Annotated in this window: 12 protein-coding genes; 6 read left to right on the top strand and 6 right to left on the bottom strand. The window is 66.0% G+C overall.

Annotated elements, in window-relative coordinates; all coding sequences use genetic code 11:
* Nucleotides 1–2 precede the first annotated feature (2 nt).
* The gene (locus G5C50_RS01050) at nucleotides 3–1,673 is read left to right on the top strand and encodes an ArnT family glycosyltransferase (RefSeq protein ID WP_165063764.1); all 1,671 of its coding nucleotides are present in this window, start codon (nucleotides 3–5) and stop codon (nucleotides 1,671–1,673) included.
* Here the strand turns inward: G5C50_RS01050 and G5C50_RS01045 are convergent.
* The 3 genes from G5C50_RS01045 to G5C50_RS01035 form a co-directional block, all read right to left on the bottom strand.
* Nucleotides 1,660–2,820, bottom strand: a complete 1,161-nt coding sequence (locus G5C50_RS01045; RefSeq protein WP_165063762.1) for a glycosyltransferase family 4 protein — start codon at nucleotides 2,818–2,820, stop codon at nucleotides 1,660–1,662. The genes G5C50_RS01050 and G5C50_RS01045 overlap by 14 nt on opposite strands.
* Nucleotides 2,821–2,887: 67 nt before the next feature.
* Nucleotides 2,888–4,186, bottom strand: a complete 1,299-nt coding sequence (gene icd, locus G5C50_RS01040; protein ID WP_165063761.1) for an NADP-dependent isocitrate dehydrogenase — start codon at nucleotides 4,184–4,186, stop codon at nucleotides 2,888–2,890.
* A gap of 137 nt (nucleotides 4,187–4,323) precedes the next feature.
* Nucleotides 4,324–5,496 carry an FIST signal transduction protein gene (locus tag G5C50_RS01035; RefSeq protein ID WP_165063759.1) on the bottom strand — a complete coding sequence of 391 codons (1,173 nt, stop codon included), beginning with the start codon at nucleotides 5,494–5,496 and terminating at the stop codon, nucleotides 4,324–4,326.
* A 315-nt stretch (nucleotides 5,497–5,811) separates the two neighbouring features.
* Here G5C50_RS01035 and lepA point away from each other — a divergent pair, with 315 nt between their 5' ends.
* The 5 genes from lepA (at nucleotide 5,812) to G5C50_RS01010 (ending at nucleotide 13,440) form a co-directional block, all read left to right on the top strand.
* Nucleotides 5,812–7,617, top strand: coding sequence for a translation elongation factor 4 (gene lepA / locus G5C50_RS01030; protein ID WP_165063757.1), 1,806 nt, complete (start codon nucleotides 5,812–5,814; stop codon nucleotides 7,615–7,617).
* A 57-nt stretch (nucleotides 7,618–7,674) separates the two neighbouring features.
* Nucleotides 7,675–9,123: a signal peptidase I gene (lepB, locus tag G5C50_RS01025; protein WP_165063755.1), complete on the top strand. Its 1,449-nt coding sequence runs from the start codon at nucleotides 7,675–7,677 to the stop codon at nucleotides 9,121–9,123.
* 67 nt (nucleotides 9,124–9,190) lie between these two features.
* Nucleotides 9,191–10,933, top strand: a complete 1,743-nt coding sequence (gene lepB / locus G5C50_RS01020; RefSeq protein ID WP_165063753.1) for a signal peptidase I — start codon at nucleotides 9,191–9,193, stop codon at nucleotides 10,931–10,933.
* 69 nt (nucleotides 10,934–11,002) lie between these two features.
* Nucleotides 11,003–12,139, top strand: coding sequence for an LPS export ABC transporter ATP-binding protein (gene lptB, locus G5C50_RS01015; protein WP_165063751.1), 1,137 nt, complete (start codon nucleotides 11,003–11,005; stop codon nucleotides 12,137–12,139).
* 779 nt (nucleotides 12,140–12,918) lie between these two features.
* On the top strand, nucleotides 12,919–13,440 hold the full coding sequence (locus G5C50_RS01010; protein ID WP_165063749.1) for a hypothetical protein: 522 nt from the start codon (nucleotides 12,919–12,921) through the stop codon (nucleotides 13,438–13,440).
* Between the two features lie 56 nt (nucleotides 13,441–13,496).
* Here the strand turns inward: G5C50_RS01010 and G5C50_RS01005 are convergent, their stop codons facing one another.
* The 3 genes from G5C50_RS01005 to leuS all read right to left on the bottom strand — a co-directional run bounded on the left by G5C50_RS01005 (nucleotide 13,497) and on the right by leuS (nucleotide 18,900).
* A complete protein-coding gene (locus G5C50_RS01005; protein WP_165063747.1) occupies nucleotides 13,497–14,564 on the bottom strand; it encodes a hypothetical protein in 1,068 nt (355 codons plus the stop codon).
* Nucleotides 14,565–14,780: 216 nt separating this feature from the next.
* Nucleotides 14,781–15,965: an FAD-binding domain gene (locus G5C50_RS01000; RefSeq protein ID WP_165063745.1), complete on the bottom strand. Its 1,185-nt coding sequence runs from the start codon at nucleotides 15,963–15,965 to the stop codon at nucleotides 14,781–14,783.
* 46 nt (nucleotides 15,966–16,011) lie between these two features.
* The gene (gene leuS, locus G5C50_RS00995) at nucleotides 16,012–18,900 is read right to left on the bottom strand and encodes a leucine--tRNA ligase (RefSeq protein WP_165063743.1); all 2,889 of its coding nucleotides are present in this window, start codon (nucleotides 18,898–18,900) and stop codon (nucleotides 16,012–16,014) included.
* Nucleotides 18,901–18,946 lie beyond the last annotated feature (46 nt).

The following is an 18,946-nucleotide window of genomic DNA, read 5'->3' as shown; positions in this document are numbered from 1 at the left end:
CGATGCGTAAGTCGCTCCTCATTCTGCTGGTCGTGCTGGCCTTTGACGTCTGGTGGCGCGCCCACACCTTCGCGCCGACGATCGCCGAGGCCACCGGCCTGCGCCTCTGGCCGGCGGCGACGGGGCCGTCGGAGCCGCTCGACTGCGACGAGGCGATCTACGCCCACATGGGGCGGCGGATCCTCGCCGGGGATGTTCTCTATCGCGACCTGACCGAGAACAAGCCGCCGCTGGGATACTGGCTCTACGCCGCGGCGATCGCGGTTTTCGGTTACACCGAGACGGCCATCCGCCTGCTGCCGATCCCCTACGTCCTGGGGACGATCGCCCTCGTCTGGTGGCTCGGGTTGCGGCTGTCGGGGGCGTTCGCAGCGACGCTGGCGGCGTTCCTGTTCGCGATCCTGAGCGCGGATCCATACCTGTACGGCAACGGGTCGAACATGGAGCACTTCATGAACTTCTTCTCGGTCGCTTCGCTCGCGCTGATGGTCGCGGGCTGGGACCGGGGGAAGGTCTGGATCTTCGTCCTCGCGGGCGCGGCGCTCGGAGCGGCAACGCTGGTGAAGCAGATCGCGATCCTGCCGCTCGGCGTTTACGTCGTCGCCCTGGCGCTGCGGCGATCGAAGGAGGGCCTGAAGGCTATCGGTGGTCTGAGCCTCGGGCTGGCGCTGACGCTCGGGGTCGCAGCGTTGATCCTGGTCGTGCAGGGAGCAGGCGTCTCCGCCTACGACGACATCTTCCGATTCGGCCGGGCGATGGCGACCGACCTTGCTCCGGAGAAGGGTGCTCCGTCGGGATGGATTCGCTGGTTCACCGGCAATGCTGATCCGGAGGGCCGACTTCCCTGGCCTTTCGGAACGACCAACTATCTGGTCTGGTGGGCTCGGGGAAGCTGGCCGTTGTGGGCGATTCTACCGGCGTGCCTCATGCACATCGCCTTCGCGCCGACGACCACGCCGACGCGTCGGATCGCCGCCGGTTGGACGGCTGCGACGCTGGCGGAGGTGGTGCTACCCGGGATGTACTGGGCCCATTATTATCTCCTCCCCATCGCGGGCGTTGCCCTTGCCGCGGCCGTCACGGCGGCTGACTGCCTGGCGGCCTTGCGGACGAAGTTCAGGCCGATCGACCTCGCCGGCCTGCTGTTGGTCGTCGCCGCAACTCTGGGAACGACCTTCCTCCAGGTCCGGGACTACCTGATGTGTCCTCCGCAGGACCTCACGGTCCGCTACAAGGGGGGCGGCCAGTGGGTCGCGCTCCGGACGTTGGGGAAGGAGCTCGGCCGGCGCAAGGAGGTCTTCGAGAATCCGCAACTGTTCGTCTGGGGTTGGCAAAGCCCGCTCTTCTTCTACGGCAATCTCGACGGTGCGAGCCGGCACCTGTTCACGGACAACCTGCTGCGCGACTTCGCCGACAAGCCCCACCCCATCATCACGCCGAGGATCGCCGAGATCATGGACGACCTGCGCGCGAAACGTCCGCCGTTGATCTTCGTTGGTTATCCCCCGTTCCCGGCGCTGAAGGCCTTGCTGAACGAGGATTACCTCCCCTCGCGGCTCATCCCGACACCCCCGGATGGCGGTTACCTGGGCTTGTGGGTCGCAAAAGATCGCTATGCGGCCTTCGAGAACTTCGACGGCTCCAGAACCGCCGGCCCGCTCAGGACGCCGTAGCCGAGGTCTCGCGGGTCGAGCGGGCCTCCGCGATGACCTGGGCGTAATGGTCGCGAAGGCCGTCCATAATGGCGTCCCAGCTCTGCGATTCAGCGTAAGCGCGGGCGGCCTCGGCCATGCGGCGACGCACCTCGTTGCGATCGGCCAGGCGAATCAAGGCACGGGCGAAGGCGTCCGGCGGGGCGTCGGGGTCGAGCAAGATCCCCGTCTCCTCATCGCGGACGATCTCGCCGACGCCCCCGGCTCGAAGGGCGACGACCGGCATGCCCGAAGCCATCGCTTCCAGGACGACGTTGCCGAAAGTCTCCGTGGTGCTAGTGAAGGCGAAGACGTCGCCCGCCGCGTAGTGGTCGGCCAGGTCGTCCCCGGTCCGGTAGCCGGCGAATTTCACCGCGCCCCCCATCCGAGTCTCCAGCGCCTCGCGAGACGGGCCATCGCCCACGAACAGGATGCGTACCTGCGGCCGGCGCTCGGCGACGATCGCCAGAGCGTCGGCCAGGAAGTCGACGTTCTTCTCGGGGGCGATCCGGCTCACGTAGCTCACCACAACGTCCTCCGGCGCCCAGCCGAACTCGGCCCGGATTCGATCGCGGCCCGGTCGGTCGGGCCGGAAGAACGAGGAGTGAACGCCCCGAGGCCAGAGGACGAGTCGCTCGAAGCCCCGGCCTTCAAGGAGGTCGATCGTCGTCCGCGACGGGACGTACGTCTGCTTCGTCCGGTTGTGGAACCACCGGAGGTAGCGCCAGATCGTCGAACGCGCCCAGCCGACGCCGTAGTGGCTGCTGTATTGATCGAAGTTGGTATGGAAGCTGGAGACGATGGGGATCGATCGCCGGGAGGCGTGGCGCAGCGCGCTGAAGCCGAGGAAGGCCTCGGTGGCGACATGGATCACGTCGGGGCGGAAGGCGTCGATCGCCTTATGGACTCGACTGAAGGGGGGCAGGGGGACGTGGATCTCCCGGTAGAACGGGAGTTGGAAGGAACCCACGCGATAGGCGTCGGGTCGATTGGGACGGTCGCCGTAATCGGGGTAGACGACCTGCACGGCGTCGCCGCCCTCGCCGAGCCTGCGCGCCAACTCTCCCAGGGTGCGTGAAACGCCGTTGACCTGGGGAGGGAAGGTTTCCGTGACCAGGGTCACGCGCATAGACGCCCTCGGGGTCGGGGATTGCCGAGGACGTCGACGACGACGTCCTCGGCCGAAGCCCGTCGGCTCACATCTTGGAGATGACCGCCGTGGCGAACTCGCTGCACTTGACCTGCTTCGCACCTTCCATGAGGCGGGCGAAGTCGTAGGTGACGGTCTTCTGGTCGATCGCGCCGTCCATCCCCTTGATGATGAGGTCGGCGGCCTCGGTCCAGCCCATGTAGCGGAGCATCATCTCGCCCGAAAGGACGACCGAGCCAGGGTTCACCTGGTCGAGGTCGGCGTACTTGGGAGCGGTGCCGTGGGTGGCCTCGAAGACGGCGTGGCCGGTGGCGTAGTTGATGTTGCCGCCCGGCGCGATGCCGATGCCGCCGACCTGCGCGGCCAGGGCGTCCGACAGGTAATCGCCGTTGAGGTTCATCGTGGCGATGACGTCGAAGTCGGTCGGCCGGGTGAGGACCTGCTGGAGGACGATGTCCGCGATGGCGTCCTTGATGAGGACCTTGCCGGCGGCCAGAGCGGCCTTCTGCTCCGCGTTGGCGGCTTCCTCGCCCTTGTCGGCCTTGGTCTTCTCCCACTGATCCCAGGTGTACGTCTTGTCGGCGAACTCACGCTCGGCAAGGGCGTAGCCGTAGTTGCGGAACGCGCCCTCGGTGAACTTCATGATGTTCCCCTTGTGGACGAGCGTCACGCTCTTCCGGCCGGTGGCGATCGCGTATTCGATGGCCGACCGGATGAGCCGCTCGCTCCCCTCAAGGGAGACCGGCTTGATGCCGACGCCCGAGGTTTCGGGGAAGCGGATCTTCTTGTAGGAGGCGGGGAACTCGGTCTTGATGAACTCGAGGAGTTTCTTGACCTCAGGGGTGCCGGCCTCGAACTCAACGCCCGAGTAGACGTCCTCGGTGTTCTCCCGGAAGATGACCATGTCCACCTTCTCGGGGTGCTTCACGGGCGAAGGGACGCCCTTGAACCACCGCACCGGGCGGAGGCAGACGTAGAGGTCCAGTAACTGCCGGAGCGCCACGTTTAGCGAGCGGATACCGCCGCCGACGGGCGTCGTGAGCGGGCCCTTGATGCCGACGAGGTACTCGCGGAAGGCGTCGACCGTCTCGTCCGGGAGCCAGGTGTTGAACAGCGAGTGCGACTTGCCGCCGGCGTAGACCTCGGCCCAGGCGATCTTCTTCTTGCCGCCGTACGCCTTCTCAACGGCCGCGTCCAGAACGCGGACGCTGGCTCGCCAGATGTCGGGGCCAGTGCCGTCGCCCTCGATGAACGGGATGATCGGTCGGTCGGGGACGGTCAGCCTGCCGTCCTTGATGGTGATCTTCTCGCCGCCCGCCGGAGCCTCGACTTTCGGGCTCGCCATGAAACGCTCTCCTGACTCTTGCCAGCTCGTGGGACCATTGCTTCCGAAATTCCGCGCCGGTGACGGAGCTGCCGCTCCCGTTACGGCCGGTCGATCATGTCAAAATCAGCCTGGGGGGGCAAGTGCCGCGGCGGACCTCAGATCGAAGGCCGCTCGAAGACCGCAACGCTCGCCGTGAAGCCGTGGACGAAGTTCTGACCGCCGATCGGGCCGAACTCTCCCATCGCGAAGAAGCCGGCGACTGGGATCGGACCGAGGACCTCATGGATGGTCGAGACGTCGTGGTTGGGCGTCTTGAAGAATCGCGTGCCACGGCCGTTGCACGAGAAGAGCAGGGCGCCGACGGGTTCCATCCCCCCTGGATCGCGTTTGGGGCGCATGAGGAGGCTTTCGCGCAGGTCCTCGTCGGCCGTCTCGGCGTCGCGGACGTGGAACTGGATCGTCTGGCCGACGCGGATCAGGTCGCTGATCTGGATCGACCCGGATTCGTCGGCCCCGACGACGTTGCGGACCAGGAAGTCCCCCCGGTGAAACGACTCCTGGTATTCGTTGATGACCCGGCCGATGTGGAGCCCCTCCTGAACCTTCTCCACGTCCTCCTCGGGAAGGTCGGTAAAGACCTCGCGAAGGGCCTCCAAGGCTGGTCGACGGCCCAGTTCGCGGATGATGTTCTGCTCGGCCTTGGTGACAAGCATCGTGCGACCGATCGGCCGACACCCCTGGCTGACGACGGTCCGAACGCCGACAGGCCCTGAGAGCCGGAGCGCCACCGCGCCGTCGGTGAAAGCCTCGCCGTCGAGGAGGAGGCGGTTTCCTCCCGGCTCGGCGGCTCCGGAGGCCATTCCGCCGATGATCCGAAGTCCGGGAAAGCCGTCGTTCGCCACCTTGAGGCAGTCGCCGATGCCGAACGAGAAGGGGTCGGCCAGCAGGATCAACGTCGACTCGGCCGGTTTTTCGAGGGCCCCCATCGCCTGCCGCAACGGCCCCCCGCCGGGATCGAAGCGAACGGGCTGAATCTCGATGGATGGGTGCCAGAGCGACCAGATCGCCAGGGCAGGCTTGTTCTCGACTTCTAGGTCGTCCCCAACGATCGCCTCACCCGTGCAACCGAGGACGTGCTTGGTCCGATCCTGCTCCAGAAACGCCTGCGACAGCTTTCCCAGAACGGGTGCATGATGTCGTGAGCTGAAGATGAGGGTGAAGTCGGCCGGCTCGTCGTCGGCTCCCGGCTCGGCGGCCAGACGCTCAAGGATCTGGTGAAACGCCGTGCTGGCGCTTCGAGCCGTGGACAGGGCCGAGACGCATTTCATGACCGCACCTGCTGAAACGAGGCCCCAGGCGCCGGGCCCTTGACGAGAAGCAGTCGGGCGCGGCGGGGGCGGAACTGAGCGACGCCGCCGAGCCCGGGACAAGCCGGCTTCTCGTGACGACTTCCATCCAATATAATCTTTAACGGGTGGGCCCACTACCGGAACAATCGCCGCCGCCGTGGACGGGCCCGGCCCAGCCCCCCGCGCACCGCGGCGCGGAGCTTCCAACGCCCTCCCACGACCGCGCCGCCTGGACGTCGAGGACCGACGCACATCGCGTTCGGGACGACCGATCCATGTCATCGGACCTGATTTATGGCCTTCGACCCCAAGTACATCCGTAATTTCTCCATCGTCGCCCACATCGACCACGGCAAGAGCACTCTGGCCGACCAGATCCTGCTCCAGTCCGGGGCGATCAGCCAGCGCGAATTCCGCGAGCAGCTCCTGGACGACATGGACCTGGAGCGCGAACGGGGCATCACCATCAAGGCCCGCGCGGTCGCGATCAACTACGTCCTTGAAGGGCAGACGTACGAGCTGAACCTGATCGACACCCCGGGTCACGTCGACTTCCACTACGAGGTCTCCCGCTCGCTCGCCGCCTGCGAGGGCGCCATCCTCCTCGTCGACTCCACCCAGGGCGTCCAGGCGCAGACCGTCGCCAACGCCTACCTTGCAGTCGCCAGCGACCTCGCCATCGTTCCGGCGCTCAACAAGATCGACATGCAGGCGGCTCGGCCCGATGAGATCAAGGAAGAGATCATGACCACGCTCGGAATCGATCCGAGCGAGGTTCTCGCCGTCAGCGGCAAGACCGGCGTGGGCGTCACCGATCTCTTCAAGGCGATCATCGAACGCGTCCCGCCCCCTTCCGGCGATCCAACCAAGCCCCTGCGAGCCCTCATCTTCGACTCGAAGTTCGACGACTATCAGGGCGTCGTCGTCTACGTCCGCGTCGTCGACGGCGTTTTGAAGGTCGGCCAGAAGATCCGGCTTATGGCTGGCGGAACCGATCACGACGTCATCGGTCTGGGCCGGTTCCGACCTCGCGAGGTCGCCTGTCAGGATTTGGGCGTCGGCCAGGTCGGCTACGTCGTCGCCAACATCAAGCAGCTCTCGGACGTCCGCATCGGCGACACAATCACCCAGGTCCCCCACCCGGCGGCCGAGGCCCTCCCGGGCTATGAAGAGCCCGTCCAGGTCGTCTTCTGCGGCCTTTTCCCGGCCTCGCACAATCAGTTCGACGACCTGCGCACGGCCCTCCAGAAGCTCGCGCTCAACGATTGCAGTTTCACCTTCGAGCCGGAGACTTCCGACGCGCTGGGGTTCGGCTTCCGCTGCGGCTTCCTGGGCATGCTCCACATGGAGATCGTCCAGCAGCGGCTCGAACGAGAGAGCAACCTCGCCCTCGTCCAAACGGCCCCGAACGTCACCTATGAGATCCTGACCAAGAAGGGCGTGACGCTCCACATCTCGAACCCGACCCGCATTCCCGATCCGGGCGACATCGAGGAGTTCCGCGAGCCCATCGCCAAGATCAATTTCATCCTGCCGACCGAAAACATCGGCGCGATCATGCAGCTCTGCGAGGATCGCCGCGGGACCTACATCAAGACCGAGTACCTCTCGTCCTCCCGCGCCATCTTGACGTACGAACTGCCGATGGCCGAGATGATCTACGACCTCTACGACAAGCTCAAAAGCGCCACTCGCGGCTACGGCACGATGGACTACGAGCTGATGGGATTCCGGGCCGACGACCTCTGTCGGCTCGACATCCTGGTGGCCGGCCAGAAGGTCGACGCACTCTCGATCGTCGTCCACCGCGCCCACGCCGACCGCCGCGGCCGCAAGCTGGTCAAGAAGCTCCGGGGTGAGATCGACCGGCACCAGTTCGAGGTCGCCATCCAGGCCGCCATCGGAAGTCGGGTGGTCGCCCGCGAGACGATCTCCGCTCTGCGGAAGAACGTCACCGCCAAGTGCTACGGCGGCGACATTTCGCGGAAACGGAAGCTCCTCGAAAAGCAAAAAGAAGGCAAGAAGCGTATGAAGCAGGTGGGGAACGTGGAGATCTCCCAGGAGGCCTTCCTCTCGGTCCTCGACGACAGCGAGGATTGACCCCCCTCCGGCGTCGCCGCCGAGTCGGTCCCCCCTTTCCGAAGCGGACGAGCCTGCATGGACGACACGCCCACCATCAGCCCAGTCTCGCCCGAAGTCGACGACGCGTCGGCTCCGGGCGTTCTGCGCCAGACGGTGGAGCTGCTGGTGGCGCTTTGCGTCGGCGTCCTGCTGTTCCGAACCTTCTCGGCCGAGGCCTACGTGGTCCCCACGGGCTCGATGGCCCCGACGCTGCTGGGCCACCACCGCGAGTTGACTTGCCCTAACTGCAAGTTCGTCTTCGACGTCGGGCTGGACGACGAGTCGCCGCTGCCGCGGCCGGCCTGCCCCAACTGCGGCCGCGCCGGCTTCGACGATCTCCCCGTCGTGGCCTGCAACGGCGACCGGGTGCTGGTTCAGAAGTTCCTCTACGACTTCCGCGCTCCGGAGCGCTGGGAGGTCGCCGTCTTCCACTATCCCGGCGACCCCTCGCAGGCTTACGTCAAACGCGTGGTGGGCCTCCCGGGCGAGTCGGTTCGGATCGTCCGCGGCGACGTCTGGATCGACGGCGAGCCGGCGAAGAAGCGGTTGGAAGACGTCCGCGCCATGCGGATCCTGGTCCACGACAGCCGGTACTCCCCAGCCGACTCCGACCGTTACCCGCGCTGGTCGTATCGCAGAGGGGCCTCGCTCCGCCCCGAGGCCACCGGCTGGAGCCGGACGCCCGAGGGCTTCCGTCACGACCCGGCGAGTGGAACCTCCGACGCCGACGACTGGGTCGTCTATCGAAACTGGGACCCTTCGCTCGAGCGTTACGCCCCGATTCGTGACTACTACGGCTACAACGGAGCCGACGGCCGCTCCGACAACCCCGTTCATGACGTCGGCCTGGAAGCCCGCGTGCAGCCTGGCCCGGGCGTCCAATCGATCGCGCTGAGCCTTCGGTCGGCGGGCGATCGCTTCGTCGTCCGGATTCCGGTCGGGGTCGACGGACCAGTCGAGGTGACCCGCAATGGATCCTTGCAGAAGGTCTTCGTGAGGTCCAACCCGATGGCCCATTCCGAGGCCCCGCATACCGTGGAAGCCTCGATCTTTGACGGCCGTCTGCTGGCGAGCGTCGACGGCTCGCTCCTGTTCGAGCCGCTCGACTACGACGACCCGACCGACTCCCCCTGGAACGACGAATCGCCGATCGCCCTGGGCGTTCGGGGAGGCTCGCTGCTGGTCCCGGAGTTGAAGGTCTATCGCGACGTCTACTACACGAACGCCCAGAACCTCGCGAATCGGCGGCCGAACGGCGTCCTGGAGGCGTACCCTTTGAAGGACGGGGAATACTTCGTCCTCGGCGACAACAGCCCGGTCTCGAACGACTCGCGGTTCTGGCCGCAGGGCCCGGTCGTCCGGCGCGAGTTGTTCCTGGGAAAGCCGTTTCTCGTGCATCTTCCCGGCCGGGTCGTCTCGCTTGAGGTCTTCGGCCGATCGTTGTATTGGATTCCGGATCCTCGGCGAATTCGTTACATTCACTAACGGCCCCTCCCGCACCCAATGCCGGCTGGGACAGCCCACCACCCACCGCCCACGAGACCCGAATCACATGGGACGGACCGCCGCCTCGAACCCTGCCCCCACCGCCGCTCGCCCGGCTCCGGGAACCCTCGACTCCCAGCCGGCCAAACGCTCCAGCGACAGCCTCCGGGAGACCGTTGAGGCCCTCGTCGTCGCCGCGGTGGCCGCCCTCCTCGTCCGGGGCTTCGAGGCCCAGGCTTTCGTCATCCCAACGGGTTCGATGGCCCCCACGCTCATGGGCCGGCACAAGGAGGTGACTTGCCCCCAGTGCGGCTTCACCTTCGCCGTGAACGCTTCGGAGGAGATCGAGGGCTTCGGACCGCTGCGCTCCGTCTACTCCGGGGTTTGCGTCAACTGCCGCAACCAGACGACCCGACTCGACGCCGAACCCAGCTACAAGGGGGACCGGATCCTGGTCTCGATGTTCCCCTACGACCTGCCGTTCCTTCCCGGGGCCTCGCCGCCGGAACGGTTCGACGTCGTCGTCTTCCGATACCCCGAAGAGCCCGAGGTCAGCTACATCAAGCGGCTCATCGGCCTCCCCGGCGAGACCATTCGCGTCCATCACGGCGACATCTACATCAAGCCCCCGGACGGCTCCGAATTCAAGCTCCAGCGCAAGCCGATGGACCACCTCCGGAGCATGCAGATCGCCGTCTACGAAGACGCCCATCAGGCCCGTTCCCTGCGCGACCGCGCCGAATGGCGACGCTGGAGCCCGGCCGAACAGGGCTGGGCGGTTGTCGAGCCGGGCAAGAGTATCTACAGGATCGAAAAGCCGACGGAGGACTGGTCGGACCTCCGATATCGCCACCTGGTCGCCGAGCCCGAACAATGGGAGGCGCTCCTCAACGATCGGACTCCGACCCATCCTCCCCGGGCGACCCTGATTACCGACTTTTACTCGTACAACACCAACCTGCCCGCCGAGAACTCCGACCTGACCCAGACCCGGGGCGACACCCGAAACGCCTGGCTTCAGCCGCACTGGGTCGGCGACCTGACCCTCGCGGCCGATCTGGAAGTCCACTCCGAGAAGGGAGAGGTGCGTCTGGAACTGGTCAAGGGGGGCGTCCGACACTTCGCCGCAATCGACGTCGGCACCGGGAAGGGCCGCTTCGTCCGGGGCGAGGAGACCTTGGCTGAGTTCGACACGCCCATGATCGGGGCTGGGAAGCGTCGGCTGGAGTTCGGGAACGTCGACGACCGCCTGACCCTGCTGATCGACGGTCGCGCCGTCGGGGGTCAGGGTGCCGAGTTCGACCGTGGGGACGAGGTCCCGGTCCCCACCTCGGCCGATCTCTCGCCGGCGGCTATCTCCGCCCGAGGCGCAATCGTCACGGCGAGCGACCTTGTCCTGAAACGCGATATCTACTATACCCAGACGCCGGGTTATACCGATTACGCCTCGGTCTGGGATGATCGGGAGCCCCGGCGACCTTCCGAGCTGTTCGATTTCCTCTCCGACCCTGCCCGGTTCCCGAACCTGGCGAAGGTGGGCAAGGAGGAGTACGAGCTGGGCTCGGATCGGTTCATGATGATGGGGGACAACAGCCCTCGGAGCAAGGACAGCCGCGGCTGGGATTCGAGCGACCGGGCCTGGGACGTCTTCGATCGCAAGTCCTGGGAGGTTCCTCGCAGCCTGGTCACCGGCAAGGCGTTCTACGTCTACTGGCCCCACGGCGTTCCGTTCGGTCCCAACCTGACCAGCAACCGCGACTTCCGGATCCCCTTCCGCCCGTACTTCGAGCGGATGCGCTGGATTCGGTGACCCGGGGCGGATTGGCCGCCGAAGCGAAAAGCCCGAGCGCAACCCCTCGCGATCACGGAGGATCGAGCGATGGCCCTGCTGGAAGTCCGTGGCCTGGAGAAGTGGTACGGCCGTCGCCAGGTGGTCAACGGCGTCGAGTTCGACGTCGACCAGGGCGAGGTCGTCGGCCTTCTCGGCCCCAACGGAGCGGGCAAGACGACGAGCTTCCGCATGACGATCGGCCTGATCGACGCCGACGGGGGCTCCGTCGTCTTCGACGGCCGCGACGTCACCCGGCTGCCGATGTACCTCCGCGCCCGCGCGGGGATGGGATATCTGGCCCAGGACTCCAGCGTCTTCCGCCAGTTGACCGTCGAGCAGAACCTGATGGCGATCCTGGAGACGCGGCGGGACATGTCCCGCAAGCAGAAGAAGGACCGCCTGAACGACCTGATGGATCGGTTCGGCCTGAACAAGATCCGCCACACGAAGGCCCACATGGTCTCCGGCGGCGAGCGTCGTCGTACCGAGATCGCTCGCGCTCTGATCACCGACCCCAAGCTGATCATGCTCGACGAGCCGTTCGCGGGCATTGACCCCAAGACGGTCGGCGAGATCCAGGAGCAGATCCGCGACCTCGTCGACACGTTCCACATCGGGATCCTCCTCACCGACCACCAGTTCCGCGAGACCCTGGAAGTCACCGACCGCTGCTACGTCATCCGTGAAGGCCGCGTCTTTGCTTACGGCGACCGCGAGCAGATCCTCAACAATGCCGAGGTCCGTCGCCACTACATCGGCGAGCGCTTCGACGGCGGCCACCTGCTGTCGGACTCTCACAAGCCGATGTCCTCAATCGCCCGCACCCAGCCCTCGCTGCCGCCCTCGGAATCGTCCAAGGACGCTCATCCCACTCCTGCTCCCACCTCCACACCCGAGGCCGCCTCGCCGCCGGCCCCGTTGTCCGCTCCCGCCTCAACGGCTCCCCCCAAACCGCCCGGCCCGCCGACGGTGAGAATCCCGAGCGTCTCCGGACCTCGGCCCACCACACCCAAGCCGACCACCGCACCTCCGCTCCCGACCCGCCTCGTCGAGCCCGACGACCCGGAGGATGTTCAGAGCACCATCGTCAACGAAGATCGCGGCTACGTCCCGGGCGACTCCCACTCGATTCAGGTCAACCAGATCCCCCCCGGCTTCAACATCGACGACCTGTACGACAAGTGACCTGAAGGCGGGTTCGATTGGGTTCGCCCGCGCGCTCCTGATGCGAGAGCGAACTCCATAAGTCGCTTGCTGGAAAGGCTATTAGAGTTAGCCACGGTCCCCGCGCGTTGGGTTCGTTTGGTCGATTTTCCATCGATCTTCTCGCGTCTCTCCCGATCTCCGGCGACGCGTCGACGCTGCTCGCAAAAGGCGGCTTCATCTAGAAATGTGGTGCACGACCGACAATTGTGATCGCTCCCCTCGAGAGAAATCCCAAGCTCGCATGATCGAGGCGGCGACCAACCCGGGACCTGCCGACTTTCTGTCTTGCAGCTTCAGTAGGGGCCGAAGCCAGAAAGGGCGAACGCCAGCGCGATTCGAAATGATATAGCGCTGGGGTCACCGACTCCCTTGTCCCTACCATGGCTCAACGACATAGGCGCGACACCAAGGCCTGGCTCCCCAGCAGCCTGGGCATGGCCGTAAATTCGGAATTCCGGAAGATCCACTGAAGCTGGCTGGCCTCGGATTTCGCATTGTCCTTTGAGACGAAACCGAGCGGCGACGAGGCAAGAGCCCGAAGCTGTTTCGACATGGCGCTCGCCGGGATCAACTTGGACGACGACGAACAAAGACGTTTCCGTGATGAGGCGGTTGATCTGCTTAGCACTAAGCCTCCGCGTGAGAACGACCGCTCTGAACGCCCAATAGAGGCTTCAGAGCCCTCTTCGTGAGGTGTTGATCCGAACCGAGTTCGGGTGGAAAGACGCCGACGCAACGCTGCGTCAGGAGGGGTCCCCATGCGCTTTCATAATTCGAGCTTCGGTATGAGGAGGGGCGTCGCCCATCGATCAGGGTCGCTCGTTTACGTCGTCCTCTCGGCTCTGATCGTCGTTATCCCCTGGCATCTCCATTCGCTGGACCAGGCGGCGATGGACGACCCCATATCGGGTGAAGAGTTCGAAGTCGTCCGTATGGTGTTGGAGGAAAGCTGGGTCGGGGCTGGGTTCGCCGGCCTCGCCGCCGCCGTTTCCTTGCTCACCGACCCTCCAACCCAGGACGCCCTCCGCCGGATGATGGAAGAGCAGGGTTGCACCGACCTGCATTACGGCCTGCGAGTCTCCTGTTATCTGAGTGGGGGTCGGGTGAGCGTTATGACCTATCACCGAAGGCCTTATGAGGACCTGAGCGTGGCCAACACGGACGAGTTTCTCGACGTCCTGAAGCGCGGCCCGGAATCGACGCCCCGTATCCTCTTCGATGCGTCTCTGCCAACTCAATCAATGGTCGCCGAGGAGGCGGCGCCACCGATATCGCCATGAACCCCGATCCTACGAGAGCCTCGCGGCGCTCGTGGGATCGGAGAGGACGTCGACGCTCAGCGAGCGCGGCCGTGGGCGTCGAGTTCGCTCCAGTTCATGCCTCGGAAGGCGTTTCTGGCGGCGGAACGGAGGCCGGAGCCGTCGGCGTCGGGGGTGGTTGTGGCGGCTCGGGTGGCGACGGCGGATTCGCGCACGGCGGCCAGGGCAGGGACCAGGCGCTCGTAGATCTGGATCTGCCGCTCCGTGGCGGCCGGGCCGAACCGGAGGTTGAAGGAGTTCATGAAAGCGATCAGGTCGCCGACGGTCCGCTCCTGCTTGTCGTCGAGCTGGCTCAGGAAGGCCTTCATGCTTGGGTCGTTCAGGAGCCGGGTCAGGCTGTCGAGGGTCGTCAGGTAGTCCTTGGCGTCGCTGTAGCCCGATTCAAGCTCGCTGGACTGCTTCAGGAAGGCCGCGCGGAACCTCGCCACGGCGCTGCGGACGCTGTCCAGGGTCGCCGGCTTCACGGAGCCCTTTCGATCCTCTTCCAGCGCGGGGACGACCGCCGCGCGGAGGGCGGCGCGTTCGGCCTCGTAGCGAGGCGTCGCCAGCAGCGACGGCATCGCTCCGTCGCCGGTCATCTGGTCGAGGCAGAGGGTGATCGCCTCGCTGTTCCACTCGAAGGGGATCTCGCGGATCGCCGCCGCGCTCAGAGGCGTCGCCGTCTTGCCTGTGCGAGCGACCGTGGGGTCCGAATCGAGGATGTCCAGGAGGAGAGCGTTCAGCGACGTTCCGTCCTGGACGTCCATCCGGGCGACTCGATCCTGTCGCTCGGCCTCGCGCTTGGCGAATCGGAACTCGTCGTCCTTCGCGAGCTGGATCTGGCGGGCGCGAAGGGCCTTGTTCCATTTCTCCATCGTCACCACGTTGATGGCGTCGGCCTTGGCCTTCTCCAACTGGTAGACGCCTTGCCCGCGAGCGAACGCCCCCAGGCCGGCCATGTAGCCGGCGCCCGGGTCGGCCCCCCACTTGCTCATCCCATAGCCGCCGTAACCCCGCGGATATCCCCATTGCGCCCGAGCCGGCGAAGCCGCCGTCATCGCCGCCGTCAGTCCCAGTCCGATCGCGAAAACCAATCGCCGGTTCATGTGCCTTCTCCCAGGCCGACGTTCGCCCTGTCAGAGGCGACTCGACCATGTTCGGTAGAGGTCGCGTCCCGCCGTCGATCTGGCGGCCGCCGAAGCAAACCACCGAGTAACGACGGAGCCCTTCTCACGAATTATTCGGGCTTCCCCAGCGCAACATAGGCCATACGAGCCGTTTTTTCATCTCCTGGGGCGGCTCATGAGAGGACGCAGCCCCGCCTACATCCCATAGTCCGGAAGCTCGAAATCGTCCCGAACCATGCCGCCGGATAGAACGCGAGCTACCGGATCCGCCGCCATCAAGCGTGTGGCCAGGTTGCGGAACCAGATTCCGAACCGCGTTTTGGGGGCGAACGTCGAGGCGAATCCCTTCGCCGATTTCTGCTTCCCTTCCACAAACCCTCGCAACCGCTCCTCGTAGCGTCGGAAGGCCTCCGGGTGGTCGCCGGGCGCCCGGAACAGTTCGCCGGCCAGGACATAGGCCTCGGTCAAACCCAGCCCGGCCCCTTCGCCGGCGAGGAGCGATGCGCACGCGGCGGCGTCTCCGACCAGGACGACCCGTCCTTTCGACCAGGCGTCCATCCGGATCTGGCTGACGTTGTCAAAGTACACGTCGTGGACCTGATCGACGGCCTCCAGGATCCGGGAACATTCCCAACCGCCGTCGCCGAAAACCCGATGCAGGAGCCTCTTCCGCCCCGCAACATCGTGAGGCTTGGCCCCCTCAACCTCCTCGTCGACGAAGATGAAGAGAAACAACGTCCGATCGTCGCGAAGAGCGAACCGAGCGACCTGCCGGCCCGGCATGGCATACGCGACATACACGAGTTCGTCGCGAGGCTGATATCCCTCGACCTCCACGGCCGCCACGCCGTAGCCAAGCCGCCGCTCGAATCGGCTTTCGGGTCCGAAGGCCAACTCCCTTACAGTCGAATGCAGCCCATCCGCGCCGACCACCAGGTCGAAGTCGCGCGGCGAGCCGCGTTCGAAGGAAACTCGGATGTAATCATCGCTCTCTTCCAGGGCCGCGATGCTGTTGGAGAACATGGTCTCCACACGACCCTCGATAGTGCTGTAAATCGCCTTCGCGAGATCGCCGCGGGCGACGCTGGTGAAGCGGCCGTCGGCCAGGCGGTGAAAGATAGAGGCGTCGAAGCCGCCGACTCTGTTTCCGTGCTCGTCGACGATCCGAAGCTCTCGGACCAGATAGCCGGCCTGCTTCACGGCCGGCAAGATCCCCATCCGTTCCGCGACCGTGTACCCCACGCCCCAAAAATCGATGATGTAGCCGCCGGTGCGAAACTCGGGGGCCTTCTCGATCAGGACGACCTCGTGACCGCCCCGATGAAGCCAGTAGGCCAGGGCGGGCCCCGCGACGCCCGCCCCGTTGATGGCGACCTTCATGCGTCCCTTCCTCCAGATCGAGGTGGACGATTCCCGGCCGTCCCCGTCAGTTCGCCACGAAGTTGATCAGCTTGCCGGGGACGACGATCACCTTGCGGACGGTTTTCCCTTCCAGCAGAGCCGCGATGCGTTCGTCGGCCCTGGCGATGGCCTCGATCGCCTGAGCGTCGGAGTCGGCCGGGACGACGATCTTGCCGCGGAGCTTGCCCAGGATCTGGACGGGGATCTCGACCTCGTCGTCCTTGAGCAGGGCCGGGTCGAAAGCCGGCCAGGGCTCGTAGGCGAGCGTCTCGCGATGGCCAAGGATCTCCCACAGTTCCTCGGCGACGTGCGGAGCCATCGGGGCGAGCAGGAGCGTGAACGTCTCCATTGCCTGCTTGGGCCGGACCTCGGCCCCGGTGAAGGCGTTGACGAACTCCATCAGCCGGCTGACGGCCGTGTTGAACCGGAGAGCCTCGTAGTCGTCGCCCACCGCGGCGATCGTCCGGGCGATCAGCTTGGCCTGCTCGGGAGTCGGCTCCACGTCGACGACGTGGGGGTCGGCCTTCACCTCCTCGGCCTCGGAGTCCACGATCATCCGCCAGGCCCGGCCCAGGAAGCGATAGACGCCCTCGACGCCCTTCATGCTCCAGGGCTTCACCGCCTCAAGCGGGCCCATGAACATCTCGTAGAGACGCAGGCTGTCGGCGCCGTATTCCGAGACGACCACGTCGGGGTTGATGACGTTCCCCCGGCTCTTGGACATCTTGTGAGCGCGGGCGTCGATCCGGACGTCGGGCGAATCCTTGAGGACGAACCCTTCACCCTTCTTGACGACAGTCTCCTCGTCGAGCTTCACGGTCTCCAGCACGTTCGAAGCGTCCCCCTTGCGGGCGGGCGTGCCGTGCTCGTTGAACGCGACCTGCCCGACCGGCACCCACGCGCCGGAAGGCTCGCGATAGCCGGTGTACTCGGTCTCGCCCAGGATCATCCCCTGATTGACGAGGCGCTGGAACGGCTCCGGCGTGCTGACAAGGCCGCGGTCAAAGAGCAGCTTGTGCCAGAACCGGCTGTAGAGCAGGTGGAGCACGGCGTGCTCCGCGCCGCCGACGTAGAGGTCGACGGGGAGCCAGTACTTCTCCTTCTCGGGATCCCAGCCGCGGTCGGGGTTCGTGGGGTCGATATAGCGGAGGTAGTACCAGCACGAGCCGGCCCACTGGGGCATCGTGTTGATCTCGCGCCGGAGCTTCTCCGAGTAGGTCACCCACGTCTTCGCCTTGCTCAGCGGCGGCTCGGGGCTTCCGGTCGGCTTGAAGTCGTCAAGGTCGGGGAGCAGAACCGGAAGTTCGTCCTCTCCGAGCGCCGTGACGCGGTCGTTCTCGTCGAGGACGACGGGGAAGGGCTCGCCCCAGTATCGCTGGCGGGAGAATAGCCAGTCGCGGAGCTTGTAATTGACCGCCTTGCGCCCCACGCCCCTCCCCGACAGCCAGGCGGTGATCGCCGGCTTGGCCTCAGAGGTGGGCTTGCCTTCGAGGACGAACTCGGCGTTGCGCGACTGAATCGAGACACCCTCGTCGTGGAAGACGCCGATGAACGCGCCGGGGTCGGCCTTGTAAGCTTGCAGGAGCTTGGCGGGATCGGCCGGGGCGTCCTCGCGGCTGGGGGAGGCATTCGCCAGGAGCCAGGCGGCGGGGGGCTCGACGACGGCCCGGATCGGCAGGTCGAAGGTCTTGGCGAACTCGAAGTCGCGCTCGTCGTGCGCGGGGACGGCCATGATCGCACCGGTGCCGTAGCCCATCAGGACGTAGTCGGCGATCCAGACGGGAATCGGCTCGCCGGTGGCGGGGTTCACGGCATGGCCGCCGGTGAAAACGCCCGTCTTGGTCTTGGCGAGGTCCGTGCGGTCGAGGTCGCTCTTTCGCGCGGCCTGCTCGCGGTAGGCGGCCACGGCCGCTTTCTGCTCGGGCGTGGTAATCCGGTCGACGAGCGAGTGCTCGGGGGCTAGCACCATGTAGGTCGCGCCGAAGAGGGTGTCGGGACGGGTCGTGTAGACCCGGATGACGCCCTCGGCGGGAACCTCGGGGAAGAGGCCGACGGGACGGGCAGGGGCCTGGCCGCCCAGCACGATGGGGAAGTCGACCTCGGCCCCCTCGCTGCGGCCGACCCAGTTGCGCTGCATGTCCTTGATCGGCTTGGGCCAGTCGACGACGTCGAGGTCCTCGATGAGGCGGTCGCCGTAGGCCGTGATCCGGAGCATCCACTGGGTCAGTGGCATCCGGACGACGGGATGCCCCCCGCGCTCGGATTTGCCGTCGATGACTTCCTCGTTGGCGAGGACCGTGCCGAGGGCCGGGCACCAGTTGACGGGGACCTCGGCGCGATAGGCGAGGCGCTTCGAGTCGCGATAGGCGTCGGGATCGACTCCGGTGGGGATCGGCAGTTCGGCGATCGGGCGGCCCTTGCCCTTGCGGGCGCGGCCCTGGGGGTCGGTCCACTCGAAGTCGGCGTCGTACCAGGTGTCGTGGATCTTCAGGAAGATCCATTGGGTCCACTTGTAGTACGAGGGGTCGGTCGTGTCGATCTCGCGCGACCAGTCGTAGGAGAAGCCCAGCGACTTGATCTGGCGGCGGAAGTTGTCGATGTTCGCCTGGGTCGTGATCCGCGGGTGGGTGTTGGTCTGGACCGCGTACTGCTCGGCGGGGAGGCCAAAGGCGTCCCAGCCCATCGGGTGCAGGACGTTGAACCCCTTCATCCGCTTGAAGCGGCAGACGATGTCGGTGGCCGTGTACCCTTCGGGGTGGCCGACGTGCAGCCCCGCGCCACTGGGGTAGGGGAACATATCGAGGATGTATAGCTTCGGCCGCGACCGATCGAGGTCGGGAGTCGCGAAGGTGTTGCGACTCTCCCAGTAAGCCTGCCACTTGGGCTCGATCCGCTGCGGGTGGTACGCGGGCATGGCGTTGGACTCTCCGACGCGGCGGTGGGCTTTGTGGCCCCCGGCG

The sequence above is a fragment of the Paludisphaera rhizosphaerae genome (assembly GCF_011065895.1).
GTDB lineage: Bacteria > Planctomycetota > Planctomycetia > Isosphaerales > Isosphaeraceae > Paludisphaera > Paludisphaera rhizosphaerae.
This window is presented reverse-complemented; position numbering and strand designations above follow the sequence as displayed.

Excerpts from the sequence above, each read along its gene's own strand:
- lepB (WP_165063753.1), top strand. The coding sequence starts at position 9,191 with ATGGGACGGACCGCCGCCTCGAACCCTGCCCCCACCGCCGCTCGCCCG.
- leuS (WP_165063743.1), bottom strand. The coding sequence starts at position 18,900 with ATGCCCGCGTACCACCCGCAGCGGATCGAGCCCAAGTGGCAGGCTTAC.
- G5C50_RS01045 (WP_165063762.1), bottom strand. The coding sequence starts at position 2,820 with ATGCGCGTGACCCTGGTCACGGAAACCTTCCCTCCCCAGGTCAACGGC.
- lptB (WP_165063751.1), top strand. The coding sequence starts at position 11,003 with ATGGCCCTGCTGGAAGTCCGTGGCCTGGAGAAGTGGTACGGCCGTCGC.
- G5C50_RS01035 (WP_165063759.1), bottom strand. The coding sequence starts at position 5,496 with ATGAAATGCGTCTCGGCCCTGTCCACGGCTCGAAGCGCCAGCACGGCG.
- G5C50_RS01010 (WP_165063749.1), top strand. The coding sequence starts at position 12,919 with ATGCGCTTTCATAATTCGAGCTTCGGTATGAGGAGGGGCGTCGCCCAT.
- G5C50_RS01050 (WP_165063764.1), top strand. The coding sequence starts at position 3 with ATGCGTAAGTCGCTCCTCATTCTGCTGGTCGTGCTGGCCTTTGACGTC.
- icd (WP_165063761.1), bottom strand. The coding sequence starts at position 4,186 with ATGGCGAGCCCGAAAGTCGAGGCTCCGGCGGGCGGCGAGAAGATCACC.
- G5C50_RS01000 (WP_165063745.1), bottom strand. The coding sequence starts at position 15,965 with ATGAAGGTCGCCATCAACGGGGCGGGCGTCGCGGGGCCCGCCCTGGCC.
- lepA (WP_165063757.1), top strand. The coding sequence starts at position 5,812 with ATGGCCTTCGACCCCAAGTACATCCGTAATTTCTCCATCGTCGCCCAC.
- lepB (WP_165063755.1), top strand. The coding sequence starts at position 7,675 with ATGGACGACACGCCCACCATCAGCCCAGTCTCGCCCGAAGTCGACGAC.
- G5C50_RS01005 (WP_165063747.1), bottom strand. The coding sequence starts at position 14,564 with ATGAACCGGCGATTGGTTTTCGCGATCGGACTGGGACTGACGGCGGCG.